Raw genomic sequence first — 13,764 nt, 5'->3', positions numbered from 1 at the left:
TGCCAATAAATGGCACATTAAATCAATAATATCTTTGCATTATATTAGTATATAGGTACACTTTTTTAAATATAAACCATTTTAAAAATAAGAAGTTTACCTCAATGAAAAATGAAGACGAAAAAAGCAAAGCAGCCGTAAAAGTAGACTCTACACTTTTAAAAGGGCTAAAGATTCTTGAAACATTAGCAAACTCCCCAACAGAAAAAGGCGTAACAGAATTATCACTAGAATGTGAAATGACCAAGTCGAATACCTTCCGATTACTGCGCTCATTAAGTATTTTAGGTTATGTTCATCAGCCTGATGGTAAAAACTACTCTTGTACCATGAAAGCGTGGCAATTAGGCCAACGTATTATGGACCACCTAGACTTACCTGCTATCGCAGCTTCACAAATGCGTAAGTTATCTCAAGTAACCGGCGCAACTATTTATCTTGCTGTACGCGATGGTTTATCTGTTTTATACATTGATAAAATAGATAGTACACAACCTATCCGCTCATGGTCTTTAAAAGGCGGTATGGCTCCACTGTATTGTGTTGGTCCAGGTAAGGCAATTTTAGCGGAACAATACAAGTTACTCCGCGAGCAACTCAAAGGCGAGTTGGTGCAATATACGGATAAAACCATCACTACTCTGCAACAGTTAGATAAAGATATGGCCGCAACCCTTGAGCGTGGTTATTCTATTGATACAGGCGAATACCGTGAACGTATCATGAGTTTTGGTGCAGCGATTAAGGCGCCCAATGGCGAAGTATTAGGGGCGTTAGGTGTGTCTATTCCAGACATCAACTTAAAAGATGGCGACCTAGAGAAGATATGTATTGCCGTTCGTGATGCAGGTATTATTGTGTCAGCTAAAATAGCAGAAAGTTAACCATCAATTATTTAATATAATTAATAAAGCTGGTTACGTACCAGCTTTAAATGCCATAAAAAAGTTATTTAGATAAACAGCTACTTAGATAGCTAAACCATAATCTTCAATGGCTTGTTTCTCTGTAATATATCCTGCCGCTAAATCTGCTTTCACCGCATCACGGTTACGTTTTTTAGGGTCTCCATATCCACCACCGCCAGGCAACTGAAGAATTAACTTAACACCAGTAGGCACTTTTTGACGCCCTTTGCCTTTAAGCACAGTGCCATCATCTAATGAAGCACAACCTGCCCCACCACTGCCACCACCATTTAGCCCTCGCGCAGGGAACTTAATACGGTCAAACATCGCATTAAAATACAGCTCATATCCTTGCGTCGCGCTAATTTCAATGGTTTGCCCTAACCCGCCACGGAACTCACCACTACCACCAGAGCCTCCACGTAACTCTTTACGCCATACTGTCAGCGGCCCTACATGCTCTGTAGCTTCACTAGACATAGTACTTACGCCAGAAGGGAATGCAGTTGCACTTAACCCGTCTAAGGTTGCGCGAGCGCCCATGCCACCAGAGTTAAACATTAAAATTTCTGCTGGCGGTAGACCCGATGCAGGATCAACCGGTCTAGCACTGATCAATACATTCCATAAAGCACTTGATCCTTCAGCAGGTGATACACCTGGAATACAATGATGTAATGCACCTAACACCACATCTGGGATCAAGTGTCCTATTACATGACGCACTGAAACCGGTGCTGGGTGTGGCGCATTTAAAATACAACCTTCGGGAGCCGTAACAGAGAAAGGTAATAATGAACCAGTATTATTTGGAATATCAGGTGCAATGGCACACTTCAATCCATAACAAGCATAAGCTCGGGTATACACCATAGGTACATTCACACCAAATTTACTCAGGCCTGAAGTGCCATCAAAGTCAGCTAACAAGGTGTCATCTTTAATAGTTAAAGCAACCTTCATATCAACTTGTTTTTCGTAGCCATCAACACTCATTGCATTATGGTAAGTACCATCAGGTAAGTCAGCAATACGAGCTAGAGTCGCTGCTCGGCTGCTATCGATAATAAAGTCAGACAGGTCATCCAATTCGGTTAATGAAAACTCGGCCATCATACTCATTAATCGGTCATCACCAGTGGCATTACACGCGGCCAATGAATATAAATCACCAATCACTTGGTCTTGTTCACGTACATTGTTACGAATAATATTAACTAGCCCTTTATTCACTTCACCTTCAACAACAAACTTCATGATAGGGATTAATAACCCTTCTTCATATACTTCATTCGCATCAGGCCCGAACCCACGACCACCGATATCAACCACGTGCGCTGTTGCAGCAAAGAAACCAATATGTTTACCTTGATAAAATGAAGGTGACACCATGGTAAAGTCATGGAGATGACCCGTTCCTTTCCAAGGATCATTGGTTAAATAAACATCACCCTCTTTAATATTATCTTGGCCAATCTCATTAATGAAATGCGTGACCGATTCTGCCATCGCGTTAACATGTCCAGGTGTACCAGTCACAGCTTGAGCAATCATTCGTCCTTGATGGTCAAACACCCCCGCCGATAAATCACCAGCTTCACGAACTGACGTTGAAAAAGCCGTACGAATTAAGGTCGTCGCTTGCTCTTCAACAACGGCTACCAAACGAGCCCACATAATTTGATAATCAACATTATTCAGTTTCATTATTCCGTCTCCATTGTTTGTTTATTTACCAGCAATATTGACTTATCGTCCTGTGCAATTGCCGCATATCCAGATGTCACTACAATCGATGTTTCTTCTTCTACTATCACCGCTGGTCCAGCAATTAAATCACCGGCGTTCAGCGATTTTCGCTCAACCTCACTCGCGGTAACCGTTTCACGTAATGCTGCATCAAAGAACTCACGTGTTTTAGTTACCTCAACGGCGTTGCCCTTATGACGTAGATTAATACGAGTAGCTGCTTCCAGTTTTGATGCAACCGTAATTGACCAGTTAGTGATTTCAATAGCTAATCCATCAATCACACGCCCGAATAATTCGTTATAGCTTGCTTCAAATTTCTCTTTAAACATTGCCACATCGGCATCTGTATAGGCTTGGTAAGGAATATCCACCGCCACTTCTGCACCTTGGCCTGTGTAACGCATAAAGGCTTGAACTTGAGTAGTCGTTTCTACTTCCCCTGCGCCCTTTTGAACAAAGGCAATGGCTTCTTTTCTTAATGCATCTAAGACGTCATTCACCTTGCTAGCATCAAAACTGTTTAAACGCTGATACATGCCTAAGGTTGCTTCATAAGAGAATGGAGCGTTTAAGAATCCAATCGCCGAACCAACACCAGCACCAGAAGGAATAAGTAATGAATTAATACTTAATTTTTCACATAAACGACAAGCATGTAACGGTGCACCACCACCAAAAGCTATCATGGTGAATTTAGCAATTTCTTTACCGTTTTCTACCGTATGAACACGCGCAGCGTTTGCCATGTTTTCATCAACAACTTCGGTAACACCAAATGCCGCTTGTTTCTCATCTAGGGCCACTTTTTCAGCGACTTTGTTATGCATTGCTTGAGTAGCGAAATCGACAGATAAAGGAATTGCTCCACCCGCAAAAAAGTCAGGATCTAAACGACCAAGTAACAAGTTAGCATCTGTTACCGTTGGGTTTTCACCACCACGCATATAACATGCAGGACCCGGCTCAGAAGCTGCTGATTTAGGACCAACTCGAATTTGTTTCATATCATCAACATGAGCAATAGATCCACCACCAGCACCAATCTCAACCATTTCAACAACCGGTGTTGATAACGGCATACCAGACCCTTTAGCAAAACGGTAGGTGCGTGCTACTTCAAAGGTATTTGCTGTTTTTGGTTTACCATTTTCAATGAGACAGATTTTTGCAGTCGTTCCACCCATATCAAATGAAACCACTTGATCCTCGCCATAACTTGTTGCCAATTTAGCGGCAAAAATAGCACCGCCAGCAGGGCCCGACTCTAGTAAACGAACTGGAAATTCAGAGGCAGTTTCCACACTGATCAACCCACCTGCCGAGTGCATCATAAAGACAGGGCAATTAATGCCCATTTCATTTAAACGTGATAGTAATCGACCTAGGTAGTCAGACACTTGTGGACGAACATAAGCATTAGCGATCACCGTATTAAAGCGTTGAAACTCACGAATCTGTGGTGATACATGGCTAGAAATTGACACTGATAACTCAGGAGCAATCTCAGCGAATGCCTTTGCAACTTGCACTTCATGTGCGTCATTTGTGTAAGAATGAATAAAACCAACTGCTACCGCTTCATAACCGGCTGCCACTACTTTTTTAACCAGCGCGTATAACTCTTCTTTATCCAAGGGTGTTAATATTTCACCAGAAGCCCCTATTCTTTCATTAAGCGCGTAACGAGAGGTTCTACTGACTAATGGCGTCGGTAATGTCAGGTTTAAATCATATTGTTCAAAACGGTTTTCGGTACGCATTTCAACAACATCACGAAACCCTTCCGTAGTAATAAAAGCAGTGTTCGCTCCACGTCTTTCGATTAATGAGTTAGTCACTAATGTGGTGCCATGAATAACCGTGGTCACCTCTTTAGGGTCAATCCCTGCTTTTTCGCACACCACGTTAATGCCATCAATAATAGCTTGTTCTGGTTGAGCGTAATTTGTTAAAACCTTACCGGTGAATAAGGTACCATCAAGATCTAAGGCAACATCAGTAAACGTACCGCCAATGTCTACACCAATCCGAGCATTCTTCTGTGTCATTTCAACTCTCCAATTTGTTTATCTTGTATTAAATACTTTTATAAAAACGCCATGCTTTAAAACAACCTTCGTAAACAGGCTCTCTAATCAGCGCACCTTTATCGGGTTTAATCTTGGTGATAGGGACTAATAAATCGCCCTCAGGCATGCCTGTGAAAAAGTCAGCCATTGACTTCCCAAAGATGGTTCCAGTAGTAATGCCTCGACCATTAAAACCAGCCAATGCATATAAATTAGGTGCAGGGTTATGAATTCTTGGTAAGTGATCCGGTGTTAAGCCAATCACGCCATGCCATGATTTCTCAAACTTAACTTGGCCTAGCTCAGGGAACATTTTTGTTAACTGTTTTTGTGCCCAATATTCAGAGCCACAATCGTTCTTGCCAGCTAATTTGCCCATGCTGCCAACAATCAGTCGTCCAAACTTATCTTTACGCACAGAAAACATCACTAAACCTGTATCCCACACACTTTGACCGCCAGGTAGGATTTTGTCGGCTAAACGACCTAGTGGCTCTGTAGCAACTTGATAGAAGTGAATATGTGTCAGTGTTTGTTTAAGACCAGGCCATAGGTCACCGCTATAAGCATTCGTAGCAAGTAAGACTTTATTCGCTAGCACATCACCTTGATTCGTTTTCACCAACCATTTGTCACCCTGTTGAGTTAACTTAGTCACTTCGGTTTTTTCATGAATCATCGCGCCAGTACTGTCAGCGGCAGCAGCTAGCCCTCTTGCATAGCCCATTGGGTTTACCGTACCTGCTTGGCAATCTAATAAACCACCATGGAAACGTGCTGTCCCGATCATCTCTTTTGCTTTGTTAGCATCAAGCAGTTCAACAGAACGTCCACGACGGATCCATTCTGCAGCACGTCCCGTTAATTCTTTAAAGCCAGACTTAGAATGAGCTGCGTGGATTGTGCCGTTTCTAGTCGCTTCACAATCGATATTAAACCTTTCGATTAATGAAAAAATGTAATCAGGAGCATCGCCCATCGCATTAAGGAATGTTGTTGCATTATCTTCACCGAGTACTTTGCGTACATCTTGAGGAGGTAACCAAATACCAGGGTTAACCATGCCACAGTTTCTACCTGAACCACCAAACCCAACCTTGTTAGCATCTAATACACGACAGCTAATACCTTTTTCAGCTAGGTGCAAAGCAGTTGAAAGCCCGCTAAATCCAGCACCAATAATGGCAACCTCAGTCTCAACATCACCATCTAATGGCGCATATTCAATCGCTTCAGGAGCAGAGATATCCCATAACGATATTTCTTCTTGCGAAGATATAGACCCACTCTTACTAGTCATTTCAAATCCCTCTTTAAATTACAACAAAACTTTGTGCTGAATTACGGTATTAATGTTTTATATAATAAAACATTATACGAAAATAAAATAAAGATCCAGAAGCTAATTAATAAATATTTAAAATAAAATTTAATGACAGAAAGAAATAAACAAACAGGCAGGCATGAAAAAATTATGTTGTTACAAGGAGATAACAACATAAACAGTATTTTTGAATAATAAGTGGGATTAACTGATTTGAACTGGGGCTTGGTTATTAACAGCAATATTGAAAGTAATCGCTTTATCTTCACCAGCAATAACCGTCGCTAAATGGGCAACATTCAATTTTAGTAAAATATCTATTAACCAAGCAGGTTTTGGATGCGTCAACATCACTTCTTGTAACTCAAGCCCTAAATCCGCCATACCCGACGATGGATGTGCACCAGGAGACCATTCAATAAAGGTAGGGATCAAGCCATTTTCTTGTAAGCTGCCGTCAGTGGGAATAGTCAATCGCCAACTGCGATCTCCACGAGTGAATTTAACCACCTCTCCGAGCGGTATCGGACTATTTGCAATAACCACATCTAAATCTGTTGTACCAACAACCCAATGATAAGCACAAGGTGACTGTTTAAACTTCTCAGCAATAGTAGGATTATCCATATCGAACCAACGAGCTCTTGGTGGTGTTGGAGCCTCGGGATCTACCGATAAAATCTCAATGAAAGAGTCATTACCTGTGGGTGCAACGCAGTTATGAGTACTCATGTCTGCATGTTTACTGGCTTTAGGGAGTATCACATTCAACTTTTCTTTAATGAAAGCAACACCCTGTTCTAGGTCATTAGCACCGATCACAATGTGATCTATTTTATTTTTAACTGTCATGATTATTCCTTTAAATAATTATTCATTAAGATGACTAAAGCCGGCTGCTAAATCATCAATTAAAGACTGAGTATTCTCTAAACCAATATTTAACCTGATTAATGGCCCTCGCTCTTTCCATTCAGTGGCTACACGGAATGCAGCAGGATCAACAGGTAAAATAAGACTTTCAAAGCCACCCCAACTCAATCCAATAGCAAATAGCGATAAGCTATTAATCATGTTTCTGACTTTTTGCTCTGGAATGTTAGTTAATTCAATACTGAATAGACCTGCAGCACCTTTGAAATCTCGACACCAAAATTCATGACCAGGACAATCAGATGAAGCTGGATGTAGAACACGTGAAACCGATGGCTGTGCTTTTAACCAATCAATGATCTTTAAGGTGCTTTCTTGGTGTTGCTTTAACCTTATTTCTAAGGTGCGTAACCCTCTCAAAGCAAGGAAAACATCATTCGCTCCCGCTCGGTCACCAAAGGCTAAACTCATTTTCCGAGCTTGGTTATACTGCGCTTCTGTTGCCGTCACAATAAACCCTAACATCGCATCAGAATGACCACTGATATATTTAGATCCAGAATGCACAACCACATCAACGCCTAAGGTTATTGGCTTACAAAACAAAGGCGTTGACCATGTACCATCAATGATAGAAGTCAGCCCCTTGTCCTTGGCTACTTTAGTAATAGCGGGGATATCTGGCACTTCAAAAGTACCTGAACCAGGGGCTTCCAAGAAAATGACACTGGTATTTTCCTGTACTAGCTGCTCAATACCAGTTCCAATCATCGGATCAAAATAGGTAACAGCCACCCCATAGGTTTTTAATACATTTTCGCAAAACATACGGGTTGGACCATAAACTGTGTCTGCAATTAAAATATGCGAACCTGCAGAAACAAAGGTCATCAGCGATACAGCACAAGCAGTTAATCCAGAAGAAACCGCCACACAGCCAGCGCCTTCTTCTAGTTCACTGATCATATTTTCAAGTTCAAAAGTAGCTGGATTGCCATAGCGACCGTAATAAAGGGTCCCTTTTTCATAGCGATCATTTCGTGCTGCTTCAAACTCTTCCAGTGAATTAAAAAGAATCGTAGAGGTTTGATGAACAGGTAAATTCACCGAGCGCCCATTGGTGACACTATCTCGGCCGAGGTGAACTAACTCATTGGTAATATTATTAGGTTGCTTATTCAATTGACTACTCCTTATCAGCTGTAAACACATTAAAACACCCCAACAAAAGTGTCAACATAGAAGACAATAAAATTAAAATACAGCACAAATGAAGTTAAATAAGATTAATTAAAAAAATAAAGTAGACATAATAATTAGGATTAATATTGAAGAGGGGCGATTTATAAATACGGTAGTAGGTAAGAATAGATCTGTCCCTATTAAAGTGAGTTATGATTTTGATGCAAAATCACTCATAGATAGAAAGTAACTTAATTGCTTAGTTTGAGGTTTGAGGTTTGAGGTTTGAGGTTTGAGCCTAGTTTATTTATAGCTTTTCTAAGCCCAACGAAAAACTAGAAAAAAAATTATAAAGGATTACAAATTAACTAATGGCTTTAACAATTAAGCTTTGTAGAGGCACGGGTAAAGTAATGCCTCCTGCTAATGCAAACTGGTGGGCATCATCAGACATTTTCTTCCAAGTTTTAAGGATAATCCCCATCCACTTTTCTTCGCTGTATTCAGGATGCTTATTGGCAAACTCAAGCATGTAGTATTCAACAAACACTAAGCCAGCTATATCTTCAAGTAATTGACTATCAGGGTTACGCTTAATAGACTTTTTCCCCACTGCATTTTTAACTTGCTCTATTGTATCTGCTTGATAACCAGCTTGTTGCATTAGTTCAGCCACACGGTTGGCATGAAACGTATAAAGGTTAGTTCGCCACTGGTGATATCCTTGCTTACCTTCTGGGTAATCGCTACGTAATGATTGCCAGCGTTGAATATGCTGCCCTCGCACGGCGATCTGTATTATGTCACTGGCATCAGGTTTAAAGCGAGACAACATCTCAGTCATTCGCTGTGAATACAATCGCTCTTTAGGCCATTCAACACCTTCAAGCGAAACTATATTAGGATCTTGATTATTTGCATCATCAATTAATGCAATCAGTTGCTCTAGCTGCTGTGTACTCATAGCTTACTCCGATGCTTATCTCAATATTCAATAGATATAAAAAAACTCGAAGATATTAATATATCTTCGAGGTTGAGCAGTCAATTTATAAATGGATTTACTGAGTAGGCGCGCCACTTAACCTTAAAATCTCGTTAAGCAGTTAAAAATGGTGAGCTATAAAGTCAGCAGAGTATGATAGCCTCTTTGTCGAGTATTCATAAACTGTCTTGCAGTATGTATCTCGCTAATAACTAGATTATCAACAAGAATCGAGGTTTCATGAACATAATCACTAAAACGTGGCAACACTACTGTAATTGGCTAGATGAAATGGGGTTAACCCCAGAAAATAAACGCTGTTGCGTACCACTTGATGAACGCGCACAAAAAGCCCTTCGTGCAGAGCAAAATCTTGGCACAACAAAAGATCATAAAAAGTAGATAAGCTTACTGGTTATTAATACTCATTAATAACCGCTAACACCGCTTTATTTTTTATGATTGAGCTTGTTTGTAAGCTTTGCCGCCTTTCCACTAAAACAGATTTAGAATATAACTGACAACATCGTTCACATACTTCTTCATTAGTTAATAAGGCGTATCGGAAACAATACTCAAGGTTGGCGAAACGGTGTTATAACAACGACCTCTTCGCATATAAAACCGCATACTCAAAGGTAGAAAACAATAATGGCCCGTCAGAACTCTGTAGTTATTCAATTAGCTACCCGTTTGCGCGTTAGTGCTATTCCAGAAATAATAAATAACATTGCTACCAGGCTGTGCCAATCAATAGTTTCGCCTAAAAGAAGTGCGCCAGTAAAATACGCCACAACAGGAATCACATAATTTATATAGGAAAGAAATGTAGGACCTGCCGAACCAATAACGGCAAACAAAAGAATGGTGGCAAATGCAGTCGGGCCAACACCTAACCACAACATGGATAACGAGGCTTTTAAAGAATAACTTTGTTGCCACGGTAAATCTTGCCACAACCACAATGGCACTATAACGATACTAGAAATAATCATCACACCCGCTGCCGTAACAACAGGATTATAGGAGGGTAATCGTCTCACTAAAATGGCATTTATCGCATAACTAAAAGTTGCGAATAAAATCAATAGACCACTCAGCAAACTACTGTGGGCACCTACAAGTGACGGCCAAAGCACAATCACCACACCAGTAATGCCTAATATAAAACCAAAAACTTTAAAGCGATTAAGGCTTTCTCCAGACACAAAATAATGCGCCAAAATCATTGTCGCTAACGGCATAAATGCCATCAATAACCCCGTAATGCCCGAGCTAATATCTTTCTGGCCTGTTGAGATAAGAAAAAAAGGCAACAAATTACCCATGATACCTAACAGTAAAAAGATCGCCCAAGCCAAGGGCTCCACAGGCAAACGCCACCCCTTGCCATACATAAAGAGAGTGAGAATAATCGCTGCAATCAAAACTCTAAGAGAGACGATAGCCACAGGACTAAAGCTTTGAAGTGAGACAGCGGTAAACATAAATGATGTTCCCCACAACAGAATGAGTAACAGCAGAGAAAGCCAGTCTTTAACGGTAGGCATATAGTTGAGAGTCATGTGTTTGATCCAATTAGCATTATGACTAGAGAGTTTAACCGACACCCTCGTACTTTGTTGAGGTTTTAATATAGAATGACAGAACACCCAAAGGTTTTAAATCGCAAAATTTTGATTTTATTGCAATTAACTATTGGGCGTCCAGAACTTCACAGAACTTCAATAACTCAATCCAGGTACGAACTGATATAGAAATATTAATCAGATAGTCTGGTAAATAAGTGAACACCAAGAGTTAGCATTCCTTGTAAACGAACTTATCACTGAATATAAAATTACTAATTGTTCCTGCAATCACTCCTCCTATAAATGCTATATGAATAAAATTAGGTTGTGGTAAAACGGAAGTTAAAAGATAAAAAAACGTTATATTTGGTAATAGCGAGCAAAGAGAGCTAACAAAAGCTCTTCTAAGTTGTTTATATATTGGTAATTGCTTTCGCTCTTGAAAAGTAAATGTTCGGTTCCCATACCAAGTAACTAACACAGCAAAAATAAATGCTGTAATTCTAGAGCAATACATTTCAATACTCACTACGTCAAATAAGAACCAAAAAACACTGGCGTCAATACAGAACGCAATTGCCCCAACGGTTAAAAAGCAGAGTTTTTTATTCATTTTGGTTATTCGAACAAAAATACAGAGAGCGCTTTCTATTTTTAGTTTTGAAACTACAGTTATTTAATATTTTCATATTATTTTTGATTTGATTATCAGCTGTCACAATGTAGTAGGGTAACGTAGTTTTTTGATTCTCTTCCCTCCAGATTTTAGCTTGTCCTTGGGTGTAAAATCTTCCAGAAAAACTGTAGTTATTAATATAATAGACTGGAAATTTTTTATTTGTTGCTTCTATTAAAACAGCATCACTTTTTGCTTCAAAGATTGGTTTTCCAAATATTAGTAAGCAGACGACAACAACAGGTGCAAAACAACCAATGGATATTTCACCTCGACTCAATGTTTGCTTTCTCGAAGTTAATAACAAAGCCAATGCAGGTAAACCAGGTAATACATACATAGGTAAAATATTGCCCGAAAATGTAAATAATAACATGGGAGAAATTAACCAACAGAGCAAAAAAGTATGCCAGTTTTTACTTTCACTATCTGTAAAAAGCATTCTCTGTTTTGAGCTTTTGATTAGTCGATATAAGAGAACCAAAGACCAAGGAAATGCGGTGTATAGCCAAAACAACCAGATCATTCCTCTAGGCTCGTCATGTGCATTACCATAAAGGTCTCCATTCCAACCACTAACAGTAAATCGTGACCAATGCTCACCAACTAAGAAGTAATGAAGAAAACCTGGCGTTGTTTGTTCTGCAACTATATACCATGGACCAGCAATTATTAACGATAGTAAGAACCCTGAAAAAATGGGAATACGCAACCAAAATTGTTTCGCCCCTTCTAACACTCCATAATTAATAATGATCCAAGGAAGAATAGATAAGCCAATCAACACAATAATAAGTGGTCCTTTAATCAATAGACCAAGACCTATTCCAACGAACCCTAAATAAGCATATTTTTTACTATGGTTTTGCCATCCAAAATAAAAACCAAACATAGATAAGGTCATTGAAAGTGTTAACAATGAATCAGTCATAATCGCACCACTTGCGATATAAAACCCAGCGCAAGTAAGTAACACAAACATACTCAGTGATGGCGACATACGTTTTCTATAAGCAAAATACCCAACAATAAAGATGGTTAGTATGCCACTGATAAAATGAGGAAAACGTAATGAAAACTCACTTATTCCTAATATTTTTCCTGATAATGCACTTACCCACGTCTGCATAGGAGGCTTACCCCAAAAAGGCACATCATAGTTAAATAAAGGAGTGATCCAATTATTGGTTTCCACCATCAAACGAGCCATTTCTCCATACCTGGCCTCTGTGGTATCCATTAAAGGATATAATTGAAGTGAAGCTAACCGAATAAGCATGATAACGGAGATAAAAATGGTAATGCGGATAGGTAACTTCTGCATTATATGACCTCCTTTCGAGAGCATGAGATTGAAATGACCTTACTCGTTTCTGCTGCTGCTTTATTCACTTCAGACGCAACAATAAATCGAGGTCGATTCTTAACCTCATTATAAATTCTCCCTACATATGCACCTATTAAGCCAATCGACAGTAACTGCACTCCCCCTAACCCAGTAATAGCAACAATAATGGTAGGGAATCCTGTCACCGTTTCACCTAAGATGAATGTTTTTAAAACAGTAAAAACAGCATAAAAGAATGATCCACTAGCAATTGCAGCCCCAAGGTAGGTCGCTATTTGTAATGGTTTTGTACTAAACGAAGTTATACCATCCATCGCCAAAGCGAGTAATTTTTGTAACGGCCATTTTGACTCTCCGCTAAACCGCTGATCTCTATCAAAACTTAAAATAACTTGATTAAACCCCGGCCAGGCCAATAAGCCTTTCATGTATATATTTTTTTCTCGTAATTGAATTAACTCCCTCACGACTTTTTTATCTAACAACCTAAAGTCGCCAACGTTTTCTGGAATATCGCAATCAGCTAAACGATTAATTATTTTATAAAACAAAAAGGCAGAGACTTTTTTAAACCATGACTCCCCATATCTTTTATTACGCTGCATGCAAACAATATCCGCCCCCTCTTTCCATTTATCAATCATAGAAGGAATCAACTCAGGTGGATCTTGCAGATCTACATCAAGAATAATAGTGAAATCACCCTCCGCTTTACTTAACCCAGCTGACATAGCAGCCTCTTTACCAAAGTTTCGACTTAAATTAATTAATGTAAAGTCGTATTCTAAATTGGTTAAGTTTTCAATTATTTGAGTGCTTTTATCATAGCTTCCGTCATTCACATAAATAACATGGACTTGCATATCCAATAACTTTACAACACGATTTAATCTAGAATGGAATTGGGGAATTACATTTTCTTCGTTATAAATTGGGACAACAATAGAGCAAGCCCCTGCATTTTTCTGCGTAGTATCATTAGAGGTATGTAAGATCATATAAAGTTTCCTAAGTTAAGATAGGAAACACTATTTCATGGAAGACTTAAGGTTCACTTAATATAAACTGAATGTTTA

12 protein-coding genes are annotated in these 13,764 nt (G+C 39.4%); 2 read left to right on the top strand and 10 right to left on the bottom strand.

Annotated elements, in window-relative coordinates:
- Positions 1-104 precede the first annotated feature (104 nt).
- Positions 105-884: an IclR family transcriptional regulator gene (locus tag AC0L3W_RS00950; RefSeq protein ID WP_409439890.1), complete on the top strand. Its 780-nt coding sequence runs from the start codon at positions 105-107 to the stop codon at positions 882-884.
- 84 nt (positions 885-968) lie between these two features.
- Here the strand turns inward: AC0L3W_RS00950 and AC0L3W_RS00945 are convergent, their stop codons facing one another.
- The 6 genes from AC0L3W_RS00945 to AC0L3W_RS00920 all read right to left on the bottom strand — a co-directional run bounded on the left by AC0L3W_RS00945 (position 969) and on the right by AC0L3W_RS00920 (position 9,072).
- Positions 969-2,615 carry a hydantoinase B/oxoprolinase family protein gene (locus AC0L3W_RS00945; protein WP_409439891.1) on the bottom strand — a complete coding sequence of 549 codons (1,647 nt, stop codon included), beginning with the start codon at positions 2,613-2,615 and terminating at the stop codon, positions 969-971.
- Positions 2,615-4,708, bottom strand: a complete 2,094-nt coding sequence (locus AC0L3W_RS00940; RefSeq protein ID WP_409439892.1) for a hydantoinase/oxoprolinase family protein — start codon at positions 4,706-4,708, stop codon at positions 2,615-2,617. Before AC0L3W_RS00940 ends, AC0L3W_RS00945 begins: the two co-directional genes overlap by 1 nt.
- 28 nt (positions 4,709-4,736) lie before the next feature.
- Positions 4,737-6,029, bottom strand: a complete 1,293-nt coding sequence (locus AC0L3W_RS00935; RefSeq protein WP_409439893.1) for an NAD(P)/FAD-dependent oxidoreductase — start codon at positions 6,027-6,029, stop codon at positions 4,737-4,739.
- A 228-nt stretch (positions 6,030-6,257) separates the two neighbouring features.
- Positions 6,258-6,905, bottom strand: coding sequence for a VOC family protein (locus AC0L3W_RS00930; protein WP_409439894.1), 648 nt, complete (start codon positions 6,903-6,905; stop codon positions 6,258-6,260).
- A gap of 18 nt (positions 6,906-6,923) precedes the next feature.
- Positions 6,924-8,108: a cystathionine beta-lyase gene (metC, locus tag AC0L3W_RS00925; RefSeq protein WP_409439895.1), complete on the bottom strand. Its 1,185-nt coding sequence runs from the start codon at positions 8,106-8,108 to the stop codon at positions 6,924-6,926.
- A gap of 364 nt (positions 8,109-8,472) precedes the next feature.
- Complete coding sequence (locus AC0L3W_RS00920; RefSeq protein ID WP_409439896.1) at positions 8,473-9,072, bottom strand: DUF4202 domain-containing protein; 600 nt, start codon at positions 9,070-9,072, stop codon at positions 8,473-8,475.
- Between the two features lie 261 nt (positions 9,073-9,333).
- Between AC0L3W_RS00920 and AC0L3W_RS00915 the strand changes: the two genes are divergently transcribed.
- Positions 9,334-9,495: a hypothetical protein gene (locus AC0L3W_RS00915; protein WP_409439897.1), complete on the top strand. Its 162-nt coding sequence runs from the start codon at positions 9,334-9,336 to the stop codon at positions 9,493-9,495.
- A gap of 275 nt (positions 9,496-9,770) precedes the next feature.
- Here AC0L3W_RS00915 and AC0L3W_RS00910 read toward each other — a convergent pair whose 3' ends face one another.
- The 4 genes from AC0L3W_RS00910 to AC0L3W_RS00895 form a co-directional block, all read right to left on the bottom strand.
- On the bottom strand, positions 9,771-10,658 hold the full coding sequence (locus tag AC0L3W_RS00910) for a DMT family transporter (protein WP_409439898.1): 888 nt from the start codon (positions 10,656-10,658) through the stop codon (positions 9,771-9,773).
- Positions 10,659-10,893: 235 nt separating this feature from the next.
- Complete coding sequence (locus tag AC0L3W_RS00905) at positions 10,894-11,277, bottom strand: GtrA family protein (RefSeq protein WP_409439899.1); 384 nt, start codon at positions 11,275-11,277, stop codon at positions 10,894-10,896.
- Positions 11,270-12,664, bottom strand: coding sequence for an ArnT family glycosyltransferase (locus AC0L3W_RS00900; RefSeq protein ID WP_409439900.1), 1,395 nt, complete (start codon positions 12,662-12,664; stop codon positions 11,270-11,272). The genes AC0L3W_RS00905 and AC0L3W_RS00900 overlap by 8 nt, the downstream gene beginning before the upstream one ends.
- Positions 12,664-13,686, bottom strand: a complete 1,023-nt coding sequence (locus tag AC0L3W_RS00895; RefSeq protein ID WP_290039919.1) for a glycosyltransferase family 2 protein — start codon at positions 13,684-13,686, stop codon at positions 12,664-12,666. The genes AC0L3W_RS00900 and AC0L3W_RS00895 overlap by 1 nt, the downstream gene beginning before the upstream one ends.
- Between the last annotated feature and the right edge of the window lie 78 nt (positions 13,687-13,764).

It is taken from the genome of Psychromonas sp. KJ10-5 (genome assembly GCF_055808325.1).
This window is presented reverse-complemented; position numbering and strand designations above follow the sequence as displayed.